Origin of the sequence: Kitasatospora sp. NPDC052868 (assembly GCF_044547105.1) — a bacterium.
In the GTDB taxonomy this organism is placed as follows: domain Bacteria; phylum Actinomycetota; class Actinomycetes; order Streptomycetales; family Streptomycetaceae; genus Kitasatospora.
In genome coordinates this window covers 52,615-77,491 of sequence record NZ_JBITZW010000027.1, presented here as the reverse complement: position 1 = coordinate 77,491, position 24,877 = coordinate 52,615, and the positions used below count along the sequence as shown (strand labels likewise).

General features: G+C 73.9%; 27 protein-coding genes. 11 read left to right on the top strand and 16 right to left on the bottom strand.

Annotation, left to right across the window (positions count from 1 at the left end):
* The first annotated feature begins 70 nt into the window (after positions 1-70).
* Positions 71-1,078 carry an AraC family transcriptional regulator gene (locus ACIGZJ_RS31695; protein WP_396460518.1) on the top strand — a complete coding sequence of 336 codons (1,008 nt, stop codon included), beginning with the start codon at positions 71-73 and terminating at the stop codon, positions 1,076-1,078.
* Positions 1,079-1,246: 168 nt separating this feature from the next.
* Here ACIGZJ_RS31695 and ACIGZJ_RS31690 read toward each other — a convergent pair whose 3' ends face one another.
* The 6 genes from ACIGZJ_RS31690 to ACIGZJ_RS31665 all read right to left on the bottom strand — a co-directional run bounded on the left by ACIGZJ_RS31690 (position 1,247) and on the right by ACIGZJ_RS31665 (position 7,742).
* Positions 1,247-2,026, bottom strand: a complete 780-nt coding sequence (locus ACIGZJ_RS31690) for a 4'-phosphopantetheinyl transferase (protein WP_396460517.1) — start codon at positions 2,024-2,026, stop codon at positions 1,247-1,249.
* On the bottom strand, positions 2,026-3,021 hold the full coding sequence (locus ACIGZJ_RS31685) for an alpha/beta fold hydrolase (protein ID WP_396460516.1): 996 nt from the start codon (positions 3,019-3,021) through the stop codon (positions 2,026-2,028). The genes ACIGZJ_RS31690 and ACIGZJ_RS31685 overlap by 1 nt, the downstream gene beginning before the upstream one ends.
* Positions 3,018-3,500, bottom strand: a complete 483-nt coding sequence (locus ACIGZJ_RS31680) for an SRPBCC family protein (protein WP_392934883.1) — start codon at positions 3,498-3,500, stop codon at positions 3,018-3,020. The genes ACIGZJ_RS31685 and ACIGZJ_RS31680 overlap by 4 nt, the downstream gene beginning before the upstream one ends.
* Positions 3,501-3,650: 150 nt before the next feature.
* Positions 3,651-5,141 (bottom strand): FAD-binding protein, encoded by a 1,491-nt coding sequence (locus tag ACIGZJ_RS31675; RefSeq protein ID WP_396460515.1) that lies wholly within the window; start codon positions 5,139-5,141, stop codon positions 3,651-3,653.
* A gap of 148 nt (positions 5,142-5,289) precedes the next feature.
* Positions 5,290-6,840 carry a flavin-containing monooxygenase gene (locus tag ACIGZJ_RS31670; RefSeq protein ID WP_396460514.1) on the bottom strand — a complete coding sequence of 517 codons (1,551 nt, stop codon included), beginning with the start codon at positions 6,838-6,840 and terminating at the stop codon, positions 5,290-5,292.
* 14 nt (positions 6,841-6,854) lie between these two features.
* Positions 6,855-7,742 carry a class I SAM-dependent methyltransferase gene (locus ACIGZJ_RS31665; RefSeq protein WP_392934891.1) on the bottom strand — a complete coding sequence of 296 codons (888 nt, stop codon included), beginning with the start codon at positions 7,740-7,742 and terminating at the stop codon, positions 6,855-6,857.
* 236 nt (positions 7,743-7,978) lie between these two features.
* Between ACIGZJ_RS31665 and ACIGZJ_RS31660 the strand changes: the two genes are divergently transcribed.
* Genes ACIGZJ_RS31660 through ACIGZJ_RS31650 form a run of 3 tightly spaced genes read left to right on the top strand, consistent with a single transcriptional unit; the run spans position 7,979 to position 9,984 of the window.
* Entirely contained in the window at positions 7,979-8,239 is a 261-nt protein-coding gene (locus ACIGZJ_RS31660; protein ID WP_387944172.1) for a hypothetical protein, read from the top strand.
* 12 nt (positions 8,240-8,251) lie between these two features.
* The gene (locus ACIGZJ_RS31655; RefSeq protein WP_396460513.1) at positions 8,252-9,235 is read left to right on the top strand and encodes a 3-oxoacyl-ACP synthase III family protein; all 984 of its coding nucleotides are present in this window, start codon (positions 8,252-8,254) and stop codon (positions 9,233-9,235) included.
* Entirely contained in the window at positions 9,232-9,984 is a 753-nt protein-coding gene (locus ACIGZJ_RS31650; protein WP_396460512.1) for an SDR family oxidoreductase, read from the top strand. Before ACIGZJ_RS31655 ends, ACIGZJ_RS31650 begins: the two co-directional genes overlap by 4 nt.
* Before the next feature lie 104 nt (positions 9,985-10,088).
* Here the strand turns inward: ACIGZJ_RS31650 and ACIGZJ_RS31645 are convergent, their stop codons facing one another.
* Both ACIGZJ_RS31645 and ACIGZJ_RS31640 read right to left on the bottom strand, forming a co-directional pair.
* Positions 10,089-11,114, bottom strand: coding sequence for a 2-dehydropantoate 2-reductase (locus ACIGZJ_RS31645; protein ID WP_396460511.1), 1,026 nt, complete (start codon positions 11,112-11,114; stop codon positions 10,089-10,091).
* Between the two features lie 64 nt (positions 11,115-11,178).
* Positions 11,179-12,000 (bottom strand): class II aldolase/adducin family protein, encoded by an 822-nt coding sequence (locus tag ACIGZJ_RS31640; protein WP_396460510.1) that lies wholly within the window; start codon positions 11,998-12,000, stop codon positions 11,179-11,181.
* Positions 12,001-12,136: 136 nt separating this feature from the next.
* On the opposite strand from ACIGZJ_RS31640, the gene ACIGZJ_RS31635 reads away from it, so the two are divergent.
* Positions 12,137-12,373, top strand: a complete 237-nt coding sequence (locus ACIGZJ_RS31635) for a hypothetical protein (protein ID WP_396460509.1) — start codon at positions 12,137-12,139, stop codon at positions 12,371-12,373.
* 87 nt (positions 12,374-12,460) lie between these two features.
* A complete protein-coding gene (locus ACIGZJ_RS31630; RefSeq protein WP_396460508.1) occupies positions 12,461-13,588 on the top strand; it encodes a tryptophan dimethylallyltransferase family protein in 1,128 nt (375 codons plus the stop codon).
* 81 nt (positions 13,589-13,669) lie between these two features.
* Here the strand turns inward: ACIGZJ_RS31630 and ACIGZJ_RS31625 are convergent, their stop codons facing one another.
* Together ACIGZJ_RS31625 and ACIGZJ_RS31620 are read right to left on the bottom strand one after the other, a co-directional pair.
* The gene (locus ACIGZJ_RS31625) at positions 13,670-14,980 is read right to left on the bottom strand and encodes an MFS transporter (protein ID WP_396460507.1); all 1,311 of its coding nucleotides are present in this window, start codon (positions 14,978-14,980) and stop codon (positions 13,670-13,672) included.
* Positions 14,977-16,212 carry an aminotransferase class V-fold PLP-dependent enzyme gene (locus ACIGZJ_RS31620; protein ID WP_396460506.1) on the bottom strand — a complete coding sequence of 412 codons (1,236 nt, stop codon included), beginning with the start codon at positions 16,210-16,212 and terminating at the stop codon, positions 14,977-14,979. The genes ACIGZJ_RS31625 and ACIGZJ_RS31620 overlap by 4 nt, the downstream gene beginning before the upstream one ends.
* Here ACIGZJ_RS31620 and ACIGZJ_RS31615 point away from each other — a divergent pair.
* Positions 16,211-17,641 (top strand): PLP-dependent aminotransferase family protein, encoded by a 1,431-nt coding sequence (locus tag ACIGZJ_RS31615; RefSeq protein WP_396460505.1) that lies wholly within the window; start codon positions 16,211-16,213, stop codon positions 17,639-17,641. The genes ACIGZJ_RS31620 and ACIGZJ_RS31615 overlap by 2 nt on opposite strands.
* 66 nt (positions 17,642-17,707) lie before the next feature.
* On the opposite strand, the gene ACIGZJ_RS31610 is transcribed toward ACIGZJ_RS31615, so the two are convergent.
* The 3 genes from ACIGZJ_RS31610 to ACIGZJ_RS31600 all read right to left on the bottom strand — a co-directional run bounded on the left by ACIGZJ_RS31610 (position 17,708) and on the right by ACIGZJ_RS31600 (position 20,034).
* Positions 17,708-18,643 (bottom strand): MerR family transcriptional regulator, encoded by a 936-nt coding sequence (locus tag ACIGZJ_RS31610; protein ID WP_396460504.1) that lies wholly within the window; start codon positions 18,641-18,643, stop codon positions 17,708-17,710.
* Positions 18,644-18,874: 231 nt separating this feature from the next.
* Complete coding sequence (locus ACIGZJ_RS31605; RefSeq protein ID WP_396460526.1) at positions 18,875-19,087, bottom strand: DUF397 domain-containing protein; 213 nt, start codon at positions 19,085-19,087, stop codon at positions 18,875-18,877.
* A 92-nt stretch (positions 19,088-19,179) separates the two neighbouring features.
* Complete coding sequence (locus tag ACIGZJ_RS31600) at positions 19,180-20,034, bottom strand: helix-turn-helix domain-containing protein (RefSeq protein WP_396460503.1); 855 nt, start codon at positions 20,032-20,034, stop codon at positions 19,180-19,182.
* Between the two features lie 227 nt (positions 20,035-20,261).
* On the opposite strand from ACIGZJ_RS31600, the gene ACIGZJ_RS31595 reads away from it, so the two are divergent.
* Both ACIGZJ_RS31595 and ACIGZJ_RS31590 read left to right on the top strand, forming a co-directional pair.
* Positions 20,262-20,690, top strand: a complete 429-nt coding sequence (locus ACIGZJ_RS31595) for an ATP-binding protein (protein WP_396460502.1) — start codon at positions 20,262-20,264, stop codon at positions 20,688-20,690.
* The gene (locus tag ACIGZJ_RS31590) at positions 20,687-20,956 is read left to right on the top strand and encodes a hypothetical protein (protein ID WP_396460501.1); all 270 of its coding nucleotides are present in this window, start codon (positions 20,687-20,689) and stop codon (positions 20,954-20,956) included. Before ACIGZJ_RS31595 ends, ACIGZJ_RS31590 begins: the two co-directional genes overlap by 4 nt.
* Positions 20,957-21,028: 72 nt before the next feature.
* On the opposite strand, the gene ACIGZJ_RS31585 is transcribed toward ACIGZJ_RS31590, so the two are convergent.
* Positions 21,029-21,238, bottom strand: coding sequence for a DUF397 domain-containing protein (locus ACIGZJ_RS31585; protein ID WP_396460525.1), 210 nt, complete (start codon positions 21,236-21,238; stop codon positions 21,029-21,031).
* A 353-nt stretch (positions 21,239-21,591) separates the two neighbouring features.
* Between ACIGZJ_RS31585 and ACIGZJ_RS31580 the strand changes: the two genes are divergently transcribed.
* Positions 21,592-22,050, top strand: a complete 459-nt coding sequence (locus tag ACIGZJ_RS31580; protein ID WP_392934920.1) for a carboxymuconolactone decarboxylase family protein — start codon at positions 21,592-21,594, stop codon at positions 22,048-22,050.
* A 156-nt stretch (positions 22,051-22,206) separates the two neighbouring features.
* A complete protein-coding gene (locus ACIGZJ_RS31575; RefSeq protein WP_396460500.1) occupies positions 22,207-23,202 on the top strand; it encodes a zinc-dependent alcohol dehydrogenase family protein in 996 nt (331 codons plus the stop codon).
* Between the two features lie 57 nt (positions 23,203-23,259).
* Here the strand turns inward: ACIGZJ_RS31575 and ACIGZJ_RS31570 are convergent, their stop codons facing one another.
* A complete protein-coding gene (locus tag ACIGZJ_RS31570) occupies positions 23,260-23,577 on the bottom strand; it encodes an ArsR/SmtB family transcription factor (RefSeq protein ID WP_396460499.1) in 318 nt (105 codons plus the stop codon).
* 248 nt (positions 23,578-23,825) lie between these two features.
* Entirely contained in the window at positions 23,826-24,677 is an 852-nt protein-coding gene (locus ACIGZJ_RS31565; RefSeq protein WP_396460498.1) for a BTAD domain-containing putative transcriptional regulator, read from the bottom strand.
* Between the last annotated feature and the right edge of the window lie 200 nt (positions 24,678-24,877).

Below are 24,877 nucleotides of genomic sequence, written 5' to 3'. Positions count from 1 at the left end.
CACCCCGACCACTCAAGACCCTCTCAAATGACGCGACGTCAATCCATGTCCCGGCGTCTACACTTCGGCCATGGACACTCTCACGGGCCTGCTGGACGGCCCCAAGGCGCGCGGAGCGTTCCTGCTGCGCTCGATCCTCAGCCCCCCGTGGTCCCTGCGGATCGAGGACCGCGCCCCCCTCTCCGTCGTCACCATGATCCGCGGCGACGCCTGGATCCTGCCCGAACGCGGTACCCCGCTGCTCCTGCGCCCCGGCGACGTGGCCATCGTGCGCGGCCCCGAGCCCTACACCGTCTCCGACGACCCCGACACCCCCGTCCAGGTCCTCATCGGCCCCGGCCAGAGCTGCTCGCGCGAGGGCGCCGACGTCTCCGAGTCGATGGCGCTGGGCGTGCGCACCTGGGGCGAGAGCCGCCCCGACGACACCACCTCCTGCGTCATGCTCTCCGGCACCTACCAGGCCGAGCACGAGATCGGCCAGCGCCTGCTGGCCTGCCTGCCCGCCCTGCTGGTGCGCCCCGCCGGCACCGGCGCCGACGACACCCTCGTCAAACTCCTCTCCGCCGAGATCGGCCGCAGCGAACCCGGCCAGGAACTCGTCCTGGACCGCATCCTGGACCTCCTGGTCGTCAGCGTCCTGCGCAGCTGGCTCGCCGCCCCCCACTCCGGCGCCCCCGCCTGGTACCGCGCCCAGCACGACGTCGTCGTCGGACCCGCCCTGCGCCTGATCCACGACGACCCCGCCCGCCCGTGGACGGTCGCCGACCTCGCCCAGAAGGTCGGCGTCTCCCGCGCGGGCCTGGCCCGGCGCTTCACCGCCCTGGTCGGCGAGCCCCCGATGGCCTACCTCGCGGGCTGGCGCCTGGCGGTGGCCGCGGACCTGCTGCGCGAACCCGAGTGCACCGTCGCCTTCGCCGCCCGCAAGGTCGGCTACAGCAACGCCTTCGCGCTCAGCGCCGCCTTCAAACGGGTGCGCGGCATCAGCCCCCAGGAGCACCGCCGCCTGGCCGCCGCCGGCGTCCCCGCCCGGCCCGCCCCCTTCAGCGGCCCCGCCGAGACCGTCGTCCTGGCCGGCTGACCCCCCCGGAACCCCGGAACCCCGAAACCCCGAAACCCCGGAACCCCGGAACCCCGGAACCCCGAAACCCCGGAAGCACCGAAGCCCCGGGCCCCCGCCGTGTGCGGCCGGGGGCCCGGGGCTTTCGAAGCGGCACAGCAACGGGGGACCGGGGAGCGGGCGGCGTCCTCAGCAGGCCCGCGCGACGGGCACGACGGCCACGCCGCCCGCGCCGGGCGCCGCGGCGGGCACGGCGACCGCGGCCAGCAGCAGCCCCTGCCCGGCCGTCCAGCGCCCGCGGTAGCGCCAGGGCACCCCCGCGGGCACCGCGCCCGCCCGCAGCACGGCGCTGAACGTGCCCGCCGCATCCAGACGCACCTCGGCGTCGCGCAGGCCCAGCCAGCGCCGCCCCAGCGGGTACCAGGCCTTGTACACGGCCTCCTTGGCGCAGAACAGCAGCCGGTCCCACGGCACTTCGCCCTGCGGCAGCGACGCCAGGTGGCGCTGCTCGCCGGGGCCGGCGGCCAGCGACAGCACGCCGGCGGGCAGGGCGTGGGCGGGCTCGGCGTCGATGCCCAGCGACAGGAACGCGCCGGTGCGCACCGCGGCGGCCGCCCGGTAGCCCTCGCAGTGGGTGATGCTGCCGGTGGTCCCGGCGGGCCACCCGGGGGCGCCGCCGGGGCCGGGCAGCAGGGCCGCGCCGCCTTGGCCGAGCTGGGCCAGCGCCCGGCGCGCGCAGGTGCGGGCGGTGGCGAACTGGCGGCGCCGGCGCTCGCCGCGCCCGGCCATCAGGGCCTGCTCGGCGGCGAACAGCGGTGCCGGCGCGAGGTCGTCGAACGCCTCGGCCACCGCCACCGACGCGGGCAGCACCCGCGCCAGCAGCACCCCGCGCCCACCCCCGCCACCGGCACCGGCACCGGCGCGGGCACCGGCGAGGGCAGTACCGGCGGCGGGCGCGGCGGCGCGCATCAGCGCCCGGCCAGCGCGGCGACCACCGCGGCCAGGCGGTGCGGGGCCTCCAGCGGCAGCATGTGCCCGGTGGCGGGAAGCGACTCGAAGCGCCCGTGCGCCAGCGCCCGGGCCAGGGCCCGGCCGTCCTTCGGATCGACGACCCGGTCCGCCTCGCCGGCGATCACCACGGCCGGTACCGTCACCGCCGCCAGCGCCGCCCGCAGGTCCATCCCGCGGGTGGAGGCGAAGCACGCCGCCCGCACCCCGCGGTCGGTGGCCGCGAACAGCCGCCGGTTGGCCTCCTGCACCCCGCGCGGGGCCTTCGGCCCCAGGGTCTGCGCCAGCAGCCGCCGCCCCAGCCACGGAACCCCAAGGGCCCGGCTGAACAGCGCACTGCCCATCATCCGCACCTCGCCGGCGGGGGTGTCCTGGCCGTGCGCGGCACTGGCGGCCAGCACCAGGGCGTGCAGGCGCCCGCCCGCGGCCCGCGGGTCCTCGGCGAACCAGCGCGCCGCCAGCGACAGCGCGGCGAACCCGCCGCCGGAGTGCCCGGCCACCACCACCGCCTCGCCGGCCGGCACCAGGTGCTCGATGACCGCCTCCAGGTCCCGGCCCAGGCGCTCCACCCCGACCCTCTCGCCGCCCGCCGTGGAGGAGCCGTGCCCGCGCTGGTCGAAGGACACCACCCGGTGCCCGCCGGCCGCCAGCACCCGCGCCGTCCCCTCCCACACGGTGCGCCCCGCGGCCCACCCGTGCGCCAGGACCACCGTGCGCCCGCGCGCACCGCCCGCCGGGGCGTGCACGGTCGCCACCAGGTGCGCCCCGTCGTCGGTGCGCACCGTGGCGTCCGCCACCACCACCGCCCCCGCAGCGCCCGCAGCGCCCGCAGCGCCCGCAGCGCCCGCAGCGGCCGGATCGGCCGGATCGGCGGCGGGGACGGCCAGCACGGCCGCACCCGCACCCGCGCCCGCGCCCGCGCCCGCGCCCGCGCCCGCGCCCGCGCCCGGGCTCACCGCGCACCCCCCGCACCCGCGAGCAGCGCGTCCAGGTGCGCGAAGGCGTTGCGGGTGGCCCGCGAGTGCTCCGCGCCGATGTCGGCGACCTTCGCCAGCAGGCGCAGCCACCCCTGCGGGGCGGCCTGGAAGGCCATCGACAGCCGGGTGCGGGCCCCGCCGTCCACCGCGGTCAGCCGGAACTCGCTGCTGCCGCGAAACGCCCCCGCCACGTAGTCCGCCGCCAGGCGCCGCCCCGGCTCCACCGCCGTCGTGCGCGCGGTGAACCGCAGTTTGGGGCCGCCCTTGTCGACGCCCTTGGTGTGCACCGTCACCACGGTGCTCCCGCCCTCGCGCTCCGGGCCCACCGCCCCCGGCTCGAACGTGTTGTGCGGCACCCACCAGTGCGCCGCGCCGCCCAGTTCGGCGACCAGCGCCTCCCAGACCCGCTCCACCGGCGCGTCGATGATCGCCTCGTCGACGATGTCGTAGCTGTTCACGAAAGACCTCCCAGCGGGCCCGGGGCCCGGGGCAGGGCGCGCACCGCGGGGCACGCGCCGGCGAAACGATGAAGGGAACGAACAGATCGGGGCAAGCAGGCAGACAGTGCCGGGGGGCGGGGCGCGCACCCCGCCCCCCGGGCCCGCCGCTCAGCCGAAGAACCCCTGGCCGGGCGTCAGGACCCGCGCCGGGTCCCACGTGCGCTTGGCCGCCACCAGGGCCTCCCACCGGGTGCCGAAGTGCCGCTGCCAGTCGCCGCGCGTCATCCGCGGCACCGCACCCACCAGGTACCGCTTCGCGCCCAGCGCCACCGCCCGGTCGTACAGCCGGCGGTTGCGCTCCAGCATCGCCGCCGAATCCGAGCCCGGCGCCGGGAACGCCAGCAGGTCGAACAGCCAGCCCACCGGCTCCTCGGGGATCACCGCGAACGGCCGGGTGAACTTCGCCGACGCGTACGGGTAGAACAGCAGGAACCCCGCCCCGATGTCACCGGGCGTCAGCTCCCGCACCACCTCGCGCATGAACACGCCCGCCGTGGACGCCGGCAGGAACAGGCTCAGCCACGGCTTCGGCTCGTGCCAGTACCCGCCCTCCTTCAGCGCGTCCGCGAAGGCGTCCACCCGGAACGTGTACTCCCGGTAGGACTGGTCCGCCACCGTGGTCTGCGCCGCCACCGGCGACAGCCCCCGCAGCAGCGCCTCGCGCTGCGGCACGGACGACCCGCTGTAGTACGCCACCGCCTCGATCTTGTACCGCCACCCGCTGTCGGAGGCGTTGCGCACCACCTCCCCGACCTGCGAGCCGAACCGCCCGTCCGCCAGCAGCCGCTCCTGGTCGGCCAGGTACACCGACAGGTCGTCGTAGAACAGGTTGAACACCACCGCCCGCTGCGGCGCCGGCACGAGCTTCACCGTCGCCCGCACGATGATGCCCACCTGCCCGCCGCCCGCCAGCGCCGCCTGGAACAGGTCCCGGTTGCGCGTCGCGCTGGCCGTCACCAGCTGCCCGGTCCCGGTCACGATGTCGATCGACTCCACCGTGTCCGCCTGCAGCCCGTACTTCTGCACCGTCCCGCCGATCCCGCCGATGCTGATCGTCCCGCCCACCGACAGGTGCAGGTAGTCCGTCAGGCACGGCGGGGTCCTGCCCTGCGCCAGCGCCGCCTCCGTCAGCTGCGCCCACGTCACCCCCGGCTCCACCACCGCGCTGCCCGCGCCGATCGACAGGATCCGGTTCAGCGAGCGGGCGTCGACGCAGATCCCGCCGGGCGCGGTGGCCTGCCCGTAGCTGGAGTGCGACTCCAGGTCCTCGCCGGTGCCGCTGCGCCCGTTCATGGCGACCTTGAGGCCGTTGCAGCGGGCGTAGTTGACGATTTTGACGATGTCCTGGACGGATCCGGGCCTCAGGACGGCGCGGGGGGCCGCGCTGACCAGGTGGCCGAAGTCGCCGGCGTAGCCGGCGAGGGTGGCGGGGGCCGTGACCAGGGTCCCGTCCAGGGCGGGTACGGCGGAGACGGTGGCGGCGTTCAGGGGGGTGGTGTCGGCGGTGGTGGCCCAGGAGCGGGTGGCGGTGTTCCAGCCCACCACGGCCGCGGCCGTGCCGGTGATCAGGCCGCGGCGCGACAGTGCTGCCTTGCTCATCTCAGATTCTCCCGATCGTCGTGTCAGCGGGTGTGCGCTGTCGGTCGCCCGGACGGCGGTGGTGCCGGGGCGTGGCGCCGCGGTGCCTCGGGCCGCGGAGCCCCGGTGCGGGCGGTGCCCGGTGCTGCAAGTGGTGCGGGTGGTGGGGTCAGGCGGCGGTGCGGGCGGCGGTGAGGCGGTCGGCGCCGGTGAGGGTGGCGACCTGGTAGGACTCCAGGTCGAAGCGGCGCGTCTGGCGGCGGAAGCGCCAGGTGTAGGTGGGCCAGATGGAGCTGTTGCGCCCGCCGGCGTCGATGTACCAGCTCTTGCAGTCGCCGGCGTTCCACACGGTGCCGTCGAGTTTCGCGGCGAGGGCGGTGTTGTAGTCCTGCTGGGCCCGGGGGCGGACCTCGACGCTGGCCAGTTGGCGCTTGTCCATGGCCTTCAGGGCGTCCATGACGTAGGCGATCTGGGCCTCGATCATGACGACCTGGGAGGAGTGTCCGAGGGTGGTGTTGGGGCCGAGCAGCATGAACAGGTTGGGGAAGCCGGCGACGGTGGTGCCGCGGTGGGCGGACATGCCGTCCTTCCAGGCCTCGCGCAGCGAGGTGCCGCCGCGTCCGAAGACGCGCCTGGCCACGGGGCGGTCGGTGGCGTGGAAGCCGGTGCCCAGGATGATGGTGTCGACCTCGCGGACGGTGCCGTCGGCGGTGGTGAGCGAGGTGGGGCCGATCGCGGTGATGGCGTCGGAGACGATGTCGACGTTGGGCTGCTGGATCGCCGGGTACCAGGTGTTGGAGAACAGCAGGCGCTTGCAGCCCAGGACGAAGTCCGGGGTCAGGCGGGCGCGCAGGGCGGTGTCGGCGACGGACTTGCGCAGGTGGTCGCTGGCCATCTTCTGCATCTTGGCGGCGAGTTTGGGGCGGGACAGGACGAAGGCGAGGACCTCGCGCCCGTGCATGTTGAAGTTGCGCCGAAGGCGCTGGTAGCCGGGTAGGTGGCGCAGCATCCAGCGCTGGCGGGCGCTGGTGGGCTTGTCGTTCTTGGGGCCCACCCAGGGCGGGGTGCGCTGGTAGAGGTCCAGGCGCCCGACGCGGGGCTGGATCTTGGGGACGAACTGGATGGCGGAGGCGCCGGTGCCGATGACGGCGACGTTGCGTCCGGTGAGGTCGTGGCCGTGCTCCCAGCGCGCGGAGTGGAAGACGGTGCCCTGGAAGGTCTCCAGGCCCGGCAGGTCGGGCACGGACGGCTCGGAGAGGTAGCCGGTGCCGGTGACCAGGACCTGGGCGGTGTAGCGGCCCTGGGAGGTCTCGATGTGCCAGCGGCGCAGGTCCTCGTCCCAGCGGGCGGCGAGCAGTTCGTGGCCCAGGCGCAGGTAGGGGCGCACGCCGAAGCGCTCGGCGGTGTCCTTGAGGTAGGCCAGCAGCTCGCCCTGGCCGCCGAAGGTGCTGTTCCACTCGGGGTTGCGGGCGAAGGAGAAGGAGTACAGGTGCGACATGACGTCGCAGGCGCAGCCGGGGTAGGTGTTGTCGCGCCAGGTGCCGCCGACCTCGTCGGCGCGCTCGAACACCAGGAAGTCGTCGATGCCCTGCTGGAGCAGGCGCACGGCGGTGCCAAGGCCCGAGAAGCCGGAGCCGATGACGGCGACGCGCAGGTCGCGCACCGGGCGCCCGCCCTCCTGGGGGCGGGCGGTGGCGGGGGGTTCGGTGGTGGTGGTCATGGTGCGCGCTCCCCTCAGGCCCGCCGGGTCAGGGTGACGCGGAAGTTGTTGAAGACGTGGTCCTCGAGGGTGTAGGCGAAGATGTCGAGGTAGCGCTCGAAGCGGGCGACGGTCTCCTCGCTCTCCAGGGCGACGGCCTCCTCGCGGCGGGCGGCGAGCAGCTCCAGCCAGGCGCGGCAGGCGCGGGCGAAGGACTCCGGCTCGTTGCGGATCTCGGTGACCTCGAAGAGGCCGTCGAGGCCGGCGGCGAGCTCGGGCAGGCGCGGGATGTGGCAGCCCTCGAACTCCTCGCGCTGCAGGAACTTCAGGTCGTCCAGGAGCTGGCGGCGCAGCGGCGGGTTCTCCACCGTCATGGTGTGCAGGACGAACCGGGCGCCGGGCCTGAGCAGGGAGTGGACCTGCTTGAAGAAGACGCGGTAGCGCTGGGTGCGCTCCTTGGGGGTGAGGCTGGACAGGACGAAGTGCTCCAGGGCGTTGATGCAGAACGCGGCGTCGTAGGGCTCGCCGTCGGCCTTGTGGTCCTCCCAGCTCTCCACCTTCGCCTCGATGGCGGGGTTGTTGATGGCGGCGACGAAGTCGGCCTGGGTGCGCGAGAGGGTGACGCCGACGGCCTGCTGGACGCCGTGGACGGTGGTGAGGCGGTTGAGCATGGTGCCCCAGCCGCAGCCGATGTCCAGGACCTTGGCGGCCCCGGCGGCGCCGGCGAGGTCGACGAAGGCGTCGAGCTTGCGCTCCTGGGCCTCGTCGAGGGTGGCGACGAGGTCCTCGCCGTCCTCCCAGTAGCCGCCGGAGTACATCATGGTGGGGCCCAGGATGAGCCGGTAGAGGTCGTTGCCGACCTCGTAGTGGTGGCGGATCGCCTCGACGTCCGGGTTGATGGACTTGGCCTCGACGGTGGTCATGCGGGGCTCCTTGTGATGGGTGGCGGGGTGCGCGCACGGGCTGGGGGCAGGGGCGGGATTCGGGTTTGAGGAAAGCGCGCGCCTCGCAAGGCGGGCGCAAGGCGCCCGCGGCCGCCGGGCTTGCTCAGCGGTTGCGCCGCGACCGGTTCCATGCGTGGCAAGGCCCGGGACGACGAGATGGCCCGGCGGCATCGACGCAGGCATGGTTGCCGGCGCTGACGGAAGGAATCACGCTCATGTCCGACATCCCCACCATCGAGGACCTGGCCGGCCAGCTGCAGGCGGTCTCGGGCGCACAGGAGATCGACGCGGACGCCGCGCTCCAGCACATCGCGGACGTCGACTCCCTGGACCTGATGGAGTGGCTCTACGGCTTCCAGAACCAGTACCCGCACATCCCCGCGGACGAGTCGCTGTTCGCGGACATCGACGACACCACCACCCTGCGGGTCGTCCACGAGCGGATCCTGGCGCTCGTGCCGCAGCAGAGCGCCTAGGAGGGCGCCCGGATGAGCGGCTTCGACATCACCGGGTGGGGGATCTCCGTGCCCGAGCGCGTGGTCACCAGCGCGCAGCTCGCCAAGCGCTTCGGCGTCGACGAGCACTGGATCGTCTCCCGGTGCGGCATCCGTGAGCGCCGGGCGGTCGGGCCCGGCCAGAGCACCGCCTCGATGGCCGTCGAGGCCGGGCGCCGGGCCCTGGAGCGGGCGGGGCTGACGGGGGCGGACATCGCGCACCTGATCGTGGCCACCGCCACCCCCGAGCAGCCCTCGCCGGCGACGTCGGCGTTCGTCCACGAGGCCCTGGGCATCGCGGGCAGCGCACACGACGTCAACTCCGAGTGCGCCGGGTTCGTGTACGGGCTGGTGACGGCGGCGGGTCTGATGCACCTGGACCCGCGCCCGATCCTGCTGATCGGCTCCGACACGCACACCCTGACCGCCAACCCCGCCGACCGGGACCTGTCGATCCTGGTCGGCGACGGGGCGGGCGCGATCGTCCTCGTGCCGGGCCCGGAGAACCGGATGCTGGCCTGGAACCTGGGCGCCGACGGCACCTGCAAGGACAGCCTCAAGGTACTCGCCGGCGGCAGCCGGATGCCCACCACCGAGGACACCGTCCGACGCGGCCTGCACTACGCGCAGATCAACGGCAACGAGATCTACCTCAACGCGGTGCGCTACACGGTGCGCACGGTGCGCGAGACGCTGGAGTCGGCGAAGCTGGCCCCCGGGGACGTGGACCACATCGTGCCGCACCAGGCGAACATCCGGATCATCAACTCGGTGCTGAACCACACCGGCATCCCCGCCGACCGGCTGGTCACCAACCTGGAGAAGTACGGCAACACCGCCTCGGGGTCGATTCCCATCGCCCTGTCGGAGGCGCTGGACGCCGGGCGCATCCGGGCCGGCCAGCACGTGCTGCTCGCCGGGTTCGGCGCGGGGATGACGTGGGGCTCGGTCCTGCTGAAGTGGGGAGGGGCGCGATGAGCACCAGGGCCCAGGGCGTACGCCCCGAACACCCGGTGGCCCTGGTCACCGGCGCCTCCGGCGGCCTGGGCCAGGCGCTGGCGGTGGAACTGGACGCGCTGGGCTGCCGGGTGGCGGTGCACTACAACAGCTCCCGCGCCCAGGCCGAGGCCGTCGCGGACAAGCTCGTCAACGACTGCGCCGTCGTCACCGGCGACGTCGGCGACTGGGCGCAGACCAGCGCCCTGTACGAGCAGGTCGCCGAGCGGCTGGGCCCGGTGGACGTGCTGGTCAACAACGGGGCGATCCGCAAGGACTCCCTGATGGCGATGCAGAACCCCGAGCAGTGGCGCAGCGTCATCGACACCAACCTCGTCGGCGCGTTCCACACCGCCCGGGCGTGCGTGCCGGCGATGCTGCGCTCGCGCTGGGGGCGGATCGTCAACATCGTCTCCCCCTCCGGGCTGATCGCCACCGCCGGGCAGACCGCCTACTCCGCCTCCAAGGCGGGGCTGATCGGCCTGACCCGCACCCTGGCCGCGGAGTGCGGGCGCCGCGGGGTGACCGTCAACGCCCTCTCACCGGGCTTCATGATCACCCCGATGACGGACACCCTGCCCGCCCACGTCATCGACGCGATGCGCGACAAGGCCCCGGTGCCGCGCTTCGTCACCCCCGAGGAGGTGGCCCGCGCGATCGGCCTCTTCCTCGACCAGGACTGCATGACCGGCCAGGTCCTGAGCATCGACAGCGGGGTGTCGATCACCTGAGCGGGCGCCGCCCCCCGCCCGGGTCCGGCCGGGCCGGTGCACTCCGGAGTGCACCGGCCCGCCCGCACACCCGCCCCCGGCCGTCGGCCATACCGCGCCGTCGGCTACGCCGGGGCGAGCGCGGCGAGCAGCGCCTCACCCGTCCAGCCCGGCGAGCCGCCCGCCGCCTCGGCCTCGCGCACCAGCGCCATCAGCCGCGCGTTGACCGGCGCACCCAGGCCGTGGCGCCCGGCCAGCGCCAGCACCTCGCCCTGCAGCGAGTCGATCTCGGTGGGGCGCCCGCGCTGCAGGTCCTCCCACATCGAGGAGCGCGCGGTGGCGTCGATCTGCAGACCCGCCCCCGCCAGCTCGTGGAACCGCTCGTCCGACAGCTCCAGCACCTGCGGCATCACCTCCGGCGCCACCGCACCCAGCTGCGCCACCGCCACCCCCGCCGCCCCGAACGCCTCCAGCGCCTCGCGCTGGCACAGCGCCACACACCGCCGGTAGGCCAGCTGCCCGACCTGCTCGCGCAACGGCAGCCCCGAGAGCGCGTTGACCGCGTTGTTGAGGTTCATCAGCAGCTTCGCCGCCTGCACGGCCCCCATGTCGAAGCGCAGCTCCAGCGCCAGACCGCTGCGCCGGGCCGCCTCCGCCAGCGCGCCGGCGCCCTCCTCATCGGCCAGCATCAGCGTGCCGCCGCTGCCCTGGTGGAACGCGCCCGGCCCGGTGCGCACCACGTTGTACGGGACCATCCCGGCCAGCACCCGGTGGCCGGGCAGCGCCGCGGCGAGCACCGCGGTGTTGCGCAGGCCGTTCTGGAAGCTCACCACCACCGTGTCGGGGCCCAGGTGCGGGGCCAGCTCCCGGGCGGCGCCCGCGGTGTCGGCGGACTTCACCGTCACCAGGACGTAGTGCGCGCCGGCCGCGGCCGACGGGTCGGCGCCGGCGCCCGGATCCCGCACCTCGCGCCGCGCCCCGCCCGGCCCCGTCAGCACCAGTCCATCGGCCGCGATCCGCGCCATCGCCGCCGGCCGGCCGATCAGGGCGATCTCGGCGCTCGAGGCGAGCATGCCGCCGAGGTGGCAGCCGATGGACCCGGCGCCGAACACGGCGATCCGGAGCCTGCGCGCAAGGGGGGCGGTGGACACGGGGCTGCTCCAGAACGGGGGAAGGGACGGCGGCGGCGGGAGGGGGGCGCAGGCGGCGGGCGGGTCAGTCGAACAGGTCGGGGTCGGAGACGGTGATCTGGTCCCACAGCGGCCGCGCCTGGAACCAGCCCGCCAGCGGCGTCCCGATCTGGTCCCGGGTCAGCAGCGCCGTCTCCCGGTCGATCAGCCGGGGGGTGCCGGCCGCCATCGCGAGCAGCTGCGCCTGGCAGGAGCGCTCCATGGTGACGAACCACCACACCGCCTCGGCCACCGACTGGCCGACCGTCAGCAGGCCGTGGTTCTGCAGGATCACGGCCTTGTGGCCGGCCAGGGCCGCGGCCACCCGCTTGCCCTCCTCGTTCTCCGTCACCACGCCCCGGTAGTCGCTGTACAGCCCGTGGTCCTCGAAGAAGACGCAGGCGTCCTGGGTGATCGGGTCCAGCGGTATGCCCAGGCTGGAGAAGGCCTTGCCGTGCAGGGAGTGGGAGTGCGCGGCGGCGACCGCGTCGGGGCGGGCCGCGTGCACCTGGGAGTGGATCGCGAACGCGGCGCGGTTCACCGGCCGGCTGCCGTGCACCAGGGTGCCGTCGTGGTCGACCAGGATCAGGTCGGAGGCCTTGATCTGACTGAAGCTCATGCCGAACGGGTTCACCCAGAACCGGTCCTGGTGCTGCGGGTCGCGCACGGTGATGTGCCCGGCGACCCCCTCGGAGAACCCGAACCGGCCGAACAGGCGGAACGCCGCCGCCAGTTGCTCCTTGCGGTAGCGGCGCTCCTCCTCCACCGACTCGAAGACCGGCGGCAGCGCCAGCGTCACCCCGTCCGGGGACGGGCCCACCACGCCGGTCGCCGCGTACGGGTCGTCGGTCGGGTGCGGTGCGGACATGGCGGCTCCTGAGGATGTGTCAACGGGGCAAGTGGGGAACGTCTCAGCGGGTTTCGAAAAAACATACACGCAGCTGACGGCGCGTCTGTGGTTTTATGATCATCAATCTGATCATCGATCTTGGGGGAGAGCAATGATGCGCAAGGCACTGAAGGCCTGGGCGGTCGCCATCGCCGCGGGAGCGGCCCTGCTCGGATCCGGCGCCACCACCGTGCAGGCCAACGAGCCGAACCAGTCCGTCGTCGGCCGGTTCAACGAGCCGAACCAGTCCGTCGTCGGCCGGTTCAACGAGCCGAACCAGTCCGTCGTCGGCCGGTTCAACGAGCCGAACCAGTCCGTCATCGGCGGGCTCAACGAGCCGAACCAGGACTAGCAGGCAGCCGCCGCATCCGCCTCGCCCCCGGCGCAGAGTCCTTCTGCGCCGGCGGTTCGGCATGCTTCCAAGGAGAGTGCCAGAGCAGTGACCAGCCCCCGGCTTCGCGAACTCATACCCGCGCTGGGCCCCTTCCAGGACCCGCAGAACACCTTCGGGCGGTTCCTGGAGGAGAAGTGGACGGCCGTCTGCGAGGGCCTGGGGATCGCCGGGCCGCAGACGGCACCCGTCCTGGAGGAACTGCGGGAGGTGCTGCGCCCGTGGGGCGAGCGGGCGGTGGGCACCGGGTGCGAGCCGGCGTCGTTCGTCTCGGCCGACGGCTTCCCCGCCGAGCTGTCCGTCAGCTGGAAGGCGGGCCGCCCGGAGGTGCGGATCCTGTTCGAGTCGCTCGGCGCCGAGCGCACGCCGCTGGGCTGCCAGGAGGCCGGCCGTGAGCTGACGCGGCGCCTGGCCGGGCGGCCGGGGGCGAGCATCGGGCGCTACCTCGACGTCGAGGACCTGTTCGTCACGCCGGACCCCGCCCCGGGCCGGCCCACCGTGTGGCACTCGCTGGCCTGGCAGCCGGGCGAGCGCCCCCACTACAAGGTGTACCTCAACCCGCAGGCGCACGGCGCGCAGCACACGCACGAGGTGATGGAGCAGGCCATGCACCGCCTGGGCCTGGCGCAGGCCTGGGAGCCGGTGGGGCGGCGCACGGCCGAACTCGCCCGCCGCGGGCACGAACTGGAGTTCTTCGCGCTCGACCTGGACGGCGCGAGCGCCTCCCGGGTGAAGGTCTACTTCCGCCACCACCCGATGGAGATGGCGGAGTTGGACGCGGTGGCGGCGCTGTCGCACCGCCACGACCCGGCGCGGGCGGCCCGGGCGCGGGCCGTCCTCTACGGGCGCGAGCGCGGGGCGGTGGCGAACGAGCCGATGACCTGCCTGGCGTTTCGCCAGGGCGCGGCCGGCCCCGAGGAGGCCAACCTCTACCTGCGGCTGCCGGGCAACGCCGCGAACGACGCCGAGGCCCGCGCGCGCATCGCGCAGCTGATGCGGCTGGAGGGCATCGACCCGCGCCCGCACGCCGAGGTGGTGCAGCGGCTGACCGCGGGCCTGGCACCGGGGGAGAGCGCGGTGCAGGAGCTGTGCAGCTACCGCACCCTCGCGCCGGGCCGCGCGGCCGACATCGGGCTCTACCTGCGCTTCAACGCCTACGCCGCCCAGCCGGCCTGACCCGCCCCGCAGCCCCCGTACCCCGCGCCCCGTACCCCGCTGCGCCCGCGCCCCGGTGCGGGCCGCGGGCGCCCCGGGGGCTCACGAAGGGCCGTCGACGGCCTCGGGCAGGGCCTTCAGGCGGCTGACGGGGGAGGCGATCAGGGCGGGCACGACCGCGGCCGAGGCCACGGCGGCCACCACCAGCGCGTGGGCGGCGCCGATGCGCCCGGCGAGCAGCCCCGCGCACAGCCCGCCCAGCGCGCCGCCGCCGAACAGCAGGGTGCGGAACGCCGCCGTCATCCGCCCCATCATCGCCTGCGGGGTCAGGCTCTGGCGCAGGCTCACGATGACGACCCCGGCCACCCCCAGGCCCAGGTAGGTGGTGAAGAAGGACACCACGTACAGCGCGAGCACCACCGGGCGGGGCCCGGCGGCCGCGGCGATCAGCACCGGTCCCAGCAGCAGGGCCGACTGGGCGGTGGCGTAGACCCGCCCCAGCGCGAAGCGCGCGATGATCCGGCGCGAGAGCAGCGCGCCCGCCAGCCCGCCCAGCGAGGCGGTGGCCAAAACCGCGCCCAGCGCCGCCGCGGACAGGTGCAGGTCGTTGGCGGCGTGCAGCAGGAACATCGTCCACACGGTGACCATGGAGAAGTTGCAGCAGAACCCCACCAGCGCCAGCGCCCGCAGCACGCGCTCGCCCATCACCCAGCCCAGCCCCTCGCGCAGCTCGCGCCCCAGGCGGCGCCGGGCGACCGGTGCGGGCGCCGGCTCCGGGGCGCGGATCAGCAGCAGCGTCAGCAGCGACAGCGCGTAGGAGCAGGCGTCCGCCACCAGGGCCACCGGCGCGCCGAGCGCCGAGACCAGCAGGCCCGCCAGCCCCGGCCCGGCCACGTCGGCGCCCGAGGAGCTCGCGCTCATCTTGGCGCCGGCCTCCACGTAGTGCACCCGGCTGCGCACCAGGACCGGCACGTAGGACATCCAGCTGACGTCGTAGGCCACCGAGGCGGTGCCGACGGCGCAGGCGATCACCAGCAGCAGGCCCAGGTCCAGGGCGTGCAGCCAGTACAGCACCGGCACGAGGGAGACCAGCAGCAGCCGGGCGAGGTTGGCGCCGATCATCAGCGGGCGCCGGCGCATCCGGTCGCTCCAGACGCCGATCGGCAGGGCCAGCAGCAGGTAGGGGGCGAGCTGCAGGAAGCGCAGCAGCCCGACCTGTTCGTCGTCGGCGCCGAACGCGCGGATCGCGGTCAGCGGCAGCGCCAGGGCGGTGACCTGGGAGCCGAGCAGGGAGAGCGTCTCGCCGAGCCAGAAGACCAGGAAGTCGCGGTTGTGCCACAGGCCCGGCTCCGGCGCCGGCGCCCGGTCCGCGGCGCCGCCGGTTGGGCCCGCGGCGGCGGGGGAGCGGGTCACCGGGCGGCGCCCGCGAGTTCGGCGACGGCGCCGGCGACGGTGTCGACCTCGTCCTCGGTGTTGTAGTAGTGCGGCGACAGCCTCAGGCACCACTGGACGTCCTTGTCGGCGAAGTCGAACTGCGCGAACTCCCGGAAGCTGAGCGCGGAGTTGATGCCGCGCGCGTCCAGCGCGGCCTTGAACGGCCGCGGCTGCGCCCGCTCGACGGCGAGGGTGACCAGCGCGGCGGGCGCCGGACCGCCGTCCAGCAGCCGCACCCCGGGCACCTCGGCCAGCCGGGTGCGCAGGAGCGTCGCCAGCGCCGGGGTGCGCCGGGCCACCGGCTCCACGCCCAGGCGCAGCGCGTAGCGCACGGCCGCCGCGCAGCCCAGCACGGTGGCGTAGGGGAACTCCCACTCCTCGAAGCGGGCCGCGCCCTCCAGCGGGCGGTAGGTGTCGGGCCCGGTCCAGCGCGCGCCGTGCATGTCGATGAACAGCGGCTCGTAGCCCGCCGCGAGGACGCGGTCGGAGGCGTACAGGAAGCCCGAGCCGCGCGGCCCGCGCAGGAACTTGCGGCAGGTGGCGGTGAGCAGGTCGCAGCCGATCTCCTCGACGTCGACGGGCAGCTGGCCCACCGACTGGCAGGCGTCGACCAGGTACAGCAGGTCCAGCGCGCGGCAGTGGCGGCCGATCTCGGCCACCGGCTGGACGAGGCCGGAGTTGGTGGGCACGTGGGTGGCGGCGACCAGGCGCGGGCGGTAGCGGCGCATCAGCGCGGCCATCGCCGCCACGTCGACGCCGGACCCGTCGGGCAGGTCGGGGGCGTGCACGATGCGCACCCCGTGGCGCCGGCGCAGCGCGAGGAAGGCGATCTGGTTGGAGACGAAGTCGTTGCGGGTGGTCAGGACGGTGTCGCCGGGCCGGAAGTCGATCGCCGACAGGGCCTTGGCGTAGGCGTGGGTGGCGCTGGCGGCGAAGGCGATGTTGGCGGGGCGGGTGCCCAGCAGCTCGGCCACCGAGGCGTGGAAGTCGGCGATGTTCGCGGCGCGCGCGGCGGCGGCCTCGTAGCCGCCGACGGCGGCCTCCAGCTCCAGGTGGTCCAGGACCGCCCGCAGCACCGGACGGGCCATCAGCCCGCAGCCCGCGTTGTTGAAGTGGACCACCGAGGCGCAGCCGGGGGTGTCGGCGCGAAGGGCCCCGACATCGAGGAGCGGTTCCCGCACCGACGCGAAAGCGCTATCATGTATCTTCATGTCCGACAGTAGCAGTACTGAAAGCCTGGTCGCGATCCTGCGCGCGGAGGTCGCCGCACTCGCCCCCGGCGACCGGCTGCCCAGCAGCCGCGACATGATCGCCCGGCACGGCGTCGGCCCGGTCACCGTCTCCCGCGCGATCGCCCAACTCGCCGCCGAGGGACTGGTGGTGACCCGCCCCGGCAGCGGCACCTACGCCGCCCCGCGCCGCCCGGACCGCGGCCGCGGCGCACCGGACACCTCCTGGCAGGCCCTGGCCCTGTCCGCCTCCCCCCACGACCCCTCCCGCGGCCAGGGCGGGCCCTGGCCACAGGAGGACACCCCCCCGGCCCCGCCCCCCGCCGGAGCACTGGCCCTGTGCGGCGGCTACCTCCACGAGAACCTCCAACCCACCCGGGCACTGGGCGCGGCACTGGCCCGCGCCGCCCGCCGCCCCGACGCCTGGCACCGCGCCCCCGCCGCCGGACTCGCCCCGCTGCGCGCCCTGTTCGCCCGCCTGAGCGCCACCGGCGCCGGCCCCGAGGACGTCCTGGTCACCGGCGGCGGCCAGGGCGCGCTGTCGATGCTCTTCCGCGCCGTCGCCGCACCCGGCGCCCCGGTCCTGGTGGAATCGCCCACCTACCCCGGCGCCCTGGCCGCCGCCCGCGCCGCCGGCCTGCGCCCGGTACCCGTCCCCGTCGACGCCGAGGGCCTGCGCCCCGACCTGCTCGCCGAGGCCTTCGCCATGACCGGAGCCCGGCTGCTCTACTGCCAGCCCACCGTCCACAACCCCACCGGCGCCGCCCTCGCCCCCGGGCGCCGGCGCCAGGTCGTCGACGTGGCCCGCGCCGCGGGGGCGTTCCTCATCGAGGACGACTTCGCCCGCCACCTCGGCCACGGCCGCCCGCTGGCGCCCCCGCTGGCCGCCGAGGACCGCGACGGCACCGTCATCCACCTGACCTCGCTGACCAAACCCGCCTCGCCCAGCCTGCGCATCGGCGCCCTGATCGCCCGCGGCCCGGTCATGCACCGCCTGCAGGCCATGCGCCGCGTCGACGACTTCTTCATCGCCCGCCCCCTGCAGGAGGCCGCCGTCGAACTCCTCAGCACCCCCGCCTGGGAACGCCACCTGCGCGCACTCGCCACCGCACTGCGCGAGCGCTGCACCGCCCTGAGCGGGGCACTGGCCCGCGAACTGCCCGACCTCGCCCCCGCCCACCCCCCGGCCGGCGGCCTGCACCTGTGGCTGCGCCTGGCGCCCGCCCTGACCGACACCGCTCTCGCCGAGGCCGCCCGCGCCCACGGGGTGTGCGTGGATGCCGGCACCGGCTACTTCCCCGCCGAGGCCCCCGCCGCCCACCTGCGCCTGGCCTTCGCCGCCACCGCCGAGCCCGGCGACCTCGCCGAGGCCGCCCACCGCCTGGCCCTCGCCGTCCGCTCCCTGACCTGACCGCCGCCCTGGGGCCCGCCCGGCGTGAACGCCGGGCGGGCCACGCCGCGTCGCCCGACCGACCCGCTACGCCGGTATCCGGGTACCCAGGGCCTGGATGAACCAGTCGAACGCCGGCGCCGGGCTTTCCTGCGCCGACCAGCCGTTGATCACTGCGAGCAGCTGAAGGTACCGCTCCCTGCGCGAGTCGTTCGCGGTCTCCAGCCGGGTCAGCAATCGGCGCCGAACGTCGACGTCGTCGGGGCGGCCCAAGGCGTGCGCGTACTGGGCCATGACCGCCGCGATGACCCGTTCGGCCCGGGGTGAGCCCGGGGCGATGCCGGCCACCAGGGCGGGGCCGACCTGGTCAAGGACCGCTGCGGCGGGGTCGCGGCGCAGGCGTATGGTGCCGCCCTGGGCGCGGTCGGCCACATAGTGCTCGGCCATGCGCCGCATGCAGGCGCGGAAGTCCGGGTCCTGGGCCAGCTCGGCCAGCTCGATCCACGCCTCGACCTGCTCGACCTCGGGGTTGTCGGGCAGTTCGGGAGTCATCGAGCGCGTGATCCCCGCGAATTCGGGGTAGGTGTCCAGGCCGCCGAAGGCGGTGTCGAGGAAATCGTCGACCAGACGTCGGCGTTCGTCCTCGGAGAGCTTGGCCAGCTTGTGCATGAGATCCATCTCCTCGGGGGTGGACCCGCGCCTGGCCACCGCCGTCAGCACCGCGCGCCGCAGGCGCAGCATCCGGATCTGCACCGCCAGTGCTTCGGCGTGCGCCGCGGCGACCTCGGGAAGCGAGATCTCGCGGTCCACGACCTTCCGGATGGTGGGGAGGTCCAGTCCCAGGCCGCGCAGTGTCCGCACGAGGTCCAAACGTGCGACGGCGTCGATGTCGTAAAGACGGTGACCGGCCGGGCTACGGTCAGTCGGCGGCACGATCCCGCAGTCGGAGTAGAACCGAATGGCCTTGACCGTCAGACCGGTCCGTCGGGCCAGATCACCGATCGAGTAGAGCGCGCCGTCCATGCCCTCACCCTCGCACCTCCCCCTACCGGAGACTCAAGCCCACCCGCCTGCCGGCAGCAAGCCATCCCTCATCCACAGGTCTTGACAATTCCTCCATCACGAACGATTCCATCAATCCGGTATGGGCACCGGCTCGGTCCGGCAGGTCCTGCGCCTCGCCGCGTGGAGCGGCGAGGCGGAGTTGGCCAACAGTGTCGGCGCGAGCGCCGGGCGGGGTGCGGCCGTGTTGGTTCAGGAGGCCGGGAGGTCGCCGGACTTGACCCCTGCGAGGAACGACGACCACGCCTCGGCGGCGAACAGCAGCGCGGGCCCATCCGGGTCCTTGGAGTCCCGGACAGCCATCCCGCGTGACGCCAGACGGCCAGTCTCTACGCACTCGTTCGCCTGAGCGCTGTAGCTGCTCTTTTGCCACTCAAGTGCCACGACAGAATCAACCTCGGCCATCTCGACACAGTCGCTCTGAGCACCCGAGTAAGGGGACTTGCGCCACTCAAGTCCAGCGGCGGAGGCAGACGGCAGGAACATGCTCACCATTTCTAGATCTTGTCCTTCAGGCGCTCGATGAGTGCGAGCGATTCGGTACGCGGCAGCGACTCCGCCAGGGCGCGGCGGAACAGGTTGGTGTACTTGAACACTTCCTCCGGCTCCTCGATGTAGAGCGTGCTGAGAAGGCTGTCGACATAGACCACGTCCGTTTCCGTCGGCTCGGGAAAGCTCAGGATGGCGACGGGCCCGAAGAGCGCGGCATGGACATCCGACTCCTCCGGCAAGACCTGGATGTTGATGTTGGGTTGCCCGGCACTCGACGCCAGGAATTCGAGCTGTTCCCTCATGACCAACCGCCCGCCGATCCGATGCTTCAGCACCGACTCGGAGAGGACGACCCACATGCGAAGCGGAGCATCCCGGGTCAGCACCGCGCGCCGCTCCTGACGGACCTTCGTCAGCCGTTCGACCTGCTCCGACGTCGCGCCTTCTATCTGGGCACGGACCACCACGCGCGTGTAGTCCTCCGTCTGCAGCAATCCCGGCACCAGCAGCGTTTGGATGCTGTACATGTCCGACGCGTCGGACTCCAGTGCGATGAAGTCGGCATAGAGCGGCGACAGCGTGTCCGAGTAGCGGTCCCACCATCCACGCTGACGACCTTCGCGCGACAAGGCCTCCAAGCGACTTCGCGTCTCGCCCGTCACCCCGTACAGGTCGAGCAGCAGCCGGAGATCCACCAGTCGAATACCCGACTGCGCAGCCTCGATCCGACTGATCTTGCTCTCGGCGCAGACGAGTTGACGTGCCGACTGGGCGATCGTCAGGTTCGCCTCCGTCCGCAGTTCCTTGAGCGTTCGGGCCAGTCGGCGCTGCCGAACTGTCGGATTCCTGTTCACCGGCACCGTTGCGACCTCCCCACTTCTGTGAGCTGTCAGTCTGCCCTCCCCAGGCGCCGACAACAATCTTGACCACTTTCAAAGTGGGGACTTGCACCGTAGAAGCTTCCAGGAGCATGCTACTTGGCGTAGTCCACCGTGCGACACAGAGTGATCATGGCGGGCTCATCACCCGGGCATTCCCATGCCTTCTTCAGCTGCTCTCACCCTGATCAACCAGAGGTGGCCCCGCCATGCCTGAAACCGTCTCCACCACCCCCACCGAGCATGCCTGCTGGCTTCCCCGGCACCGGAAGTCCCCGAACGCCGCCCGCCGGGAGCTGCGCCGCTTCCTCGCCGGCCACCCGGACGGCGAAAACCTGCTCCCCACCGGCGAGTTGCTGCTCTCCGAGCTGGTCACCAACGCCGTCCAGCACGCCCGGACGGCCCGGGGGCGCCTCATCCAGATCCGCTTCGGGCTCGCCCGCGACCACCTGCGCATCGAGGTGCACGACGCCGACAGCGAGCGGCCGGCACTGCGCGACGCCCTGGAGTGCGACGAGGCCGGCCGGGGGCTGCTCCTCGTCCACGAGTTGGCGCAGAGCTGGGGCTGCTGCCCGCGCCGGGGCGGCATCGGCAAGTTCGTCTGGTGCCACATCGCCCCCGAGGCGGCCGCCGCGTGACCACCGTCCGGGCCGGGATCGCGGGCATCATGGCGCCCGCCCTCTTCCCCGGCCTCGACCACGCGCTCCCCGTCCTGTGGGGGCACGTGCGCGAACTGCCCGTGCGCGAGGCCCACCGCGACTTCATCCGCTCCTGCATCGGCCCCGGCGGCGAGGGCGTCGCCCGCTGCCTCGCCCGCGGCGGCCACTGGAGCACCACCCTCTACATCGGCGAGCTCACCCGCTGGACCGCCCACCCGATCACCATCACCACCCTCCGGCCCTGAACGCCCCCGCCCCCGAACGGAGTTCGCCGACTATGTCGCCGCGAACTCCGGGCGGGGTGCCTCCGTGTTGGTTCAGGAGGCCGGGAGGTCGCCGGACCTGACCCCTGCGAGGAACGAGGACCACGCCTCAGCGGCGAACAGCAGCGCGGGCCCATCCGGGTCCTTGGAATCCCTAACAGCCATCCCACGTGACGCCAGACGGCAAGTCTCCACGCAGTCGTTCGCCTGAGCGCTGTAGCTGCTCTTGTACCAATCCCGAACAGCGATACCCGGTACGGTCATTGCGGTCACACCTCTCTCTGTCCTCGTACTCACATCTCCGCCGCGATGGCGGTGATCATATCCAGCGAGCTCGCACGGTTCAGGGCTGCCGGCCGAAGGTACTCGAAGACCAGCCCACAGCCGTCCAGCTCTGCCTCCTCGGGCACCCCGCCAACACCCGTATCCCGAACCGGCACCGAACCCTCCCCGGCGACGCGAACCCCCGGTCCGGGCGCCTGGCGAGGGGGCCGGACCGGGGGAGGGGGCCAGGCCGGGGGAGGGGGCCGGAAAACTTTTCCGCGCCCCCTGTCACACTCGCGCGCCGCGTTCCGTCAAAGAGGGGACAGCACGAACGCGAACCAGGGAGCGAGACCATGAACACCGACGCCCGTATGGCCAACCCCGCCGTCGTCATCCCCGAGGCGATGCCGGCGATCCTCGCCGTGGCGAAGGCCGCCCGCAAGGGCGGGGTGGCGGAGTCGACCCTGGAGCTGGTGCACCTGCGCGCCAGCCAGGTCAACGGCTGCAGCTACTGCGTGATCGGCGGGGTGGCCAGCGCGAAGAAGAACGGCGAGAGCGACGAGCGGCTGCACGCGGTCGCCGCCTGGCGCGAGGCCCCCTACTTCACCGACGCCGAGCGCGCCGCGCTCGAACTCGCCGAGCACGTCACCCGCCTGGCGGACCGGGCCGTGGTGCCCGACGAGGTGTGGGACGCCGCCGCCGCGCACTACGACGAGAAGCAGCTCGCGAGCCTGGTGCTGTGGATCAGCCTGACCAACTTCTTCAACCGCATCAACGCCACCACCCGCCAGCCCGGCGGCGCCACCTGGTAGCAGCCCCACCCCGTCCGTGACGGTGCGTCAACACCCGGGCCCCGCACCTTGTTCCGAGAACCATCGAAGTTTGACAGTTCTCGGAACAAGGGGTTTGGTGGGTTCCCGACCGGCGCGCGACACGGCCGGCACGCGACACACCAGGGGAGCGCCACCATGGCCAGGGCCGTACTGTTCGAGCGCACCGGCGGACCGGAGGTCCTCACCGTCCGCGACGTCGAGACCCCCGCCCCCGGCCCGGGGGAGCTGCGGATCAGGGTCGAGGCGATCGGCCTCAACCGCGCCGAGGTGCTCTTCCGCACCGGCGCCTACCTCACCAGCCCCCGACTGCCCTCGGGCCTGGGCTGCGAGGCCGTCGGCACCGTCGACGCGCTCGGCCCGGGCGTCGAGGGCTTCGCCCCGGGCGAGCGGGTCGACGTCCTGCCGGTCTTCTCCCAGAACGACTACCCCACCTACGGCGACCTCGTGCTCGTCCCCGCCGCCGCCACCGTCCACCGCCCCCGCGGCCTGGACCCGGTCCAGGCCGCCGCCCTGTGGATGCCCTACCTCACCGCCTACGGCGCCCTGGCCGCCGACGGGCACCTGCGCCCCGGCGACCACGCCCTGATCACCGCCGCCTCCTCCAGCGTCGGCCTCGCCGCCATCCGCACCGCCCGCCACCTGGGCGCCGTCCCCATCGCCACCACCCGCACCCGCGCCAAGCGCCAACAGCTCCTGGACGCCGGCGCCGCCCACGTCATCGTCACCGGCGAACAGGACCTGCCCGCCGAGGTCGCCGCCATCACCGCCGGACGCGGCGCCCGCACCGCCTTCGACCCCGTCAGCGGACCGGGCGTCGAGGACCTCGCCCGCGCCCTGGCCCCCGGCGGCGCCCTCATCGTCTACGGACGCCTGGACCCCCGCCCCACCCCGCTGCCCGGCGCCGACACCTTCGCCCCGATCACCAGCCGCTTCTACACCGTCTTCGAGGTCGCCACCGACCCCGAACGGCTGCGCCGCGCCGTCGCGTTCATCACCGCGGGCCTGGACGCGGGCACCCTGGCCCCGCTGGTCGACAGGGTCTTCGACGGCCTCGACGACATCGCCGACGCCCACCGCTACCTGGAGTCCAACGCCCAGGTCGGCAAGATCGTCGTCACCGTCCGGCACTGACCCCGCCGCAACCGCCCCCCGCCAGACCCCCCCCGCCGGGCCTTGCCGGACCCCCCGTCAGGCCCCCGCGCCCGGCCCGCCCGGCGCGGGCGCCTGCCGCCCGGCCTCGGCGTCCGCCGCCGCGACCACCGCCGCCAGCAGGCCCGGAAAGCGCCCCTCCAACTCCTCGGAGCGCAACGCGTTCATCTTCATCGTCCCCACGTAGTACTGGCGCACCAGCCCCGCCTCGCGCAGCACGTTGAAATGGTGCGTCGACGTCGAACGCGACACCGGCAGGTCGAACGACCCGCAGCTCAGATCGCACCCGGCATGCGCCAGCCGGCGCACCACCGAGCGCCGCGCCGGGTCCGCCAGCGCCTCCAGCACCTGCTGCACCCCCACCTGCTCCACCCCCGGATGCGCCAGCACCCGCACACCGCCCCGGGCCCGCACCACGCCCCACCACCCCTCTCCCGACGACCCGCACCGCCCTGCCGGGCGACGACGCTACTACGGCAACGCCCCTTCGTGCCGCCGCCCCGGGCGGCCCGCAACAGGTCCGCAACAACGGCCGGGCGCCCGGACCCCCACCCAAGGGGACCCGGACGCCCGGCCGCTGTCGGACCGTCAGGGCGCGCAGGCCCTCAGGCCGCCCGGCCCACCCGCCCCGGAGCGGGCGCCGGCGCCGGACGCGTCACCAGCGGCTCGAAGATCCCCATCAGCACCGGATCCACCGCCCGCACCGCCGCCGGCGCCTCCGCCACCGGCGCCGGCGTGCGCAGCAGCCCCAGATACAGCTCCTGCGTCTCGGGCGCCGGATCGATCCCCAGCTCCTCCACCAGCACCCGCCGCAACTGCTGGTAGCAGCGCAGCGCCTCCGCCCGGTTCCCGGCCGCCGCCAGCGCCGCCATCCGGCACCGGTAGGCGCTCTCCCGGAACGGCGCCCGGCGCACCGCCTCGTCCGCGAAGCGCAGCGCGTGGTGCTCCTCGCCCAGCGCCGACGCCGACAGGCTCGCCGTCTCCAGCGCCGACATCCGCAACTCGTCCACGTGCTCGCGCACCCCGTTCACCCACTCGCCCTCGTGATCGGGCAGGAACGAACCGCGCAGATTCGCGATCGCCCCCGACGCCAGCTGCTGCGCCACCGCGAACGCGCCCGCGCCCAGCGCCTCGCCGGCCTCCCCGACCGCCGACTCCGCGGCCTCCAGGTCCACCGCCGCGTCCTCGGGCAGCCGCAGCACGTACCGGCCGCCCTGCGCGATCAGCGGGGTGACCCCCGGCGCCTGCCCCGGCGCGGCCACGAACGCCCGCACCCGCGACACCACACTGCGCAGCGCCGACGCCCACGTGTCGGGCAGGCCGTCCGGCCACACCGTGTCCGCGAGGTGGTCGCGGCTGGTGCCCGCGGCCCGCTCCAGCACCAGGCGCGCGAACGCCACCTGCGCCTGCGCACTCGACAGGTGCTGCGGAGCGCACCCGGGGTGCTCGATCGTCACGAGACCCGCAAGCCTGATCAGCACGACACCGCCCCCGCTCTGCCGTCCACGCCATCTCTCCGGAAACCGTTCACGTGCCCCAACCCCCAACTGAGAGCTCTGGAAACCCTGGACCGGAAACGTCGATAAACCCGCTCGGTTTCGACGGATTTCGACCATACATTCGCCCGCTTGCGCGATGTCAACACCGGGCGCCCAAC

Excerpts from the sequence above, each read along its gene's own strand:
- ACIGZJ_RS31575 (WP_396460500.1), top strand. The coding sequence starts at position 22,207 with ATGGCCAGGGCCGTACTGTTCGAGCGCACCGGCGGACCGGAGGTCCTC.
- ACIGZJ_RS31675 (WP_396460515.1), bottom strand. The coding sequence starts at position 5,141 with ATGAGCAAGGCAGCACTGTCGCGCCGCGGCCTGATCACCGGCACGGCC.
- ACIGZJ_RS31615 (WP_396460505.1), top strand. The coding sequence starts at position 16,211 with ATGTCCGACAGTAGCAGTACTGAAAGCCTGGTCGCGATCCTGCGCGCG.
- ACIGZJ_RS31660 (WP_387944172.1), top strand. The coding sequence starts at position 7,979 with ATGTCCGACATCCCCACCATCGAGGACCTGGCCGGCCAGCTGCAGGCG.
- ACIGZJ_RS31610 (WP_396460504.1), bottom strand. The coding sequence starts at position 18,643 with ATGGACGGCGCGCTCTACTCGATCGGTGATCTGGCCCGACGGACCGGT.
- ACIGZJ_RS31640 (WP_396460510.1), bottom strand. The coding sequence starts at position 12,000 with ATGTCCGCACCGCACCCGACCGACGACCCGTACGCGGCGACCGGCGTG.
- ACIGZJ_RS31635 (WP_396460509.1), top strand. The coding sequence starts at position 12,137 with ATGCGCAAGGCACTGAAGGCCTGGGCGGTCGCCATCGCCGCGGGAGCG.
- ACIGZJ_RS31585 (WP_396460525.1), bottom strand. The coding sequence starts at position 21,238 with ATGACCGTACCGGGTATCGCTGTTCGGGATTGGTACAAGAGCAGCTAC.
- ACIGZJ_RS31620 (WP_396460506.1), bottom strand. The coding sequence starts at position 16,212 with ATGAAGATACATGATAGCGCTTTCGCGTCGGTGCGGGAACCGCTCCTC.
- ACIGZJ_RS31580 (WP_392934920.1), top strand. The coding sequence starts at position 21,592 with ATGAACACCGACGCCCGTATGGCCAACCCCGCCGTCGTCATCCCCGAG.
- ACIGZJ_RS31665 (WP_392934891.1), bottom strand. The coding sequence starts at position 7,742 with ATGACCACCGTCGAGGCCAAGTCCATCAACCCGGACGTCGAGGCGATC.
- ACIGZJ_RS31695 (WP_396460518.1), top strand. The coding sequence starts at position 71 with ATGGACACTCTCACGGGCCTGCTGGACGGCCCCAAGGCGCGCGGAGCG.
- ACIGZJ_RS31650 (WP_396460512.1), top strand. The coding sequence starts at position 9,232 with ATGAGCACCAGGGCCCAGGGCGTACGCCCCGAACACCCGGTGGCCCTG.
- ACIGZJ_RS31690 (WP_396460517.1), bottom strand. The coding sequence starts at position 2,026 with ATGCGCGCCGCCGCGCCCGCCGCCGGTACTGCCCTCGCCGGTGCCCGC.
- ACIGZJ_RS31605 (WP_396460526.1), bottom strand. The coding sequence starts at position 19,087 with ATGGCCGAGGTTGATTCTGTCGTGGCACTTGAGTGGCAAAAGAGCAGC.
- ACIGZJ_RS31655 (WP_396460513.1), top strand. The coding sequence starts at position 8,252 with ATGAGCGGCTTCGACATCACCGGGTGGGGGATCTCCGTGCCCGAGCGC.
- ACIGZJ_RS31595 (WP_396460502.1), top strand. The coding sequence starts at position 20,262 with ATGCCTGAAACCGTCTCCACCACCCCCACCGAGCATGCCTGCTGGCTT.
- ACIGZJ_RS31670 (WP_396460514.1), bottom strand. The coding sequence starts at position 6,840 with ATGACCACCACCACCGAACCCCCCGCCACCGCCCGCCCCCAGGAGGGC.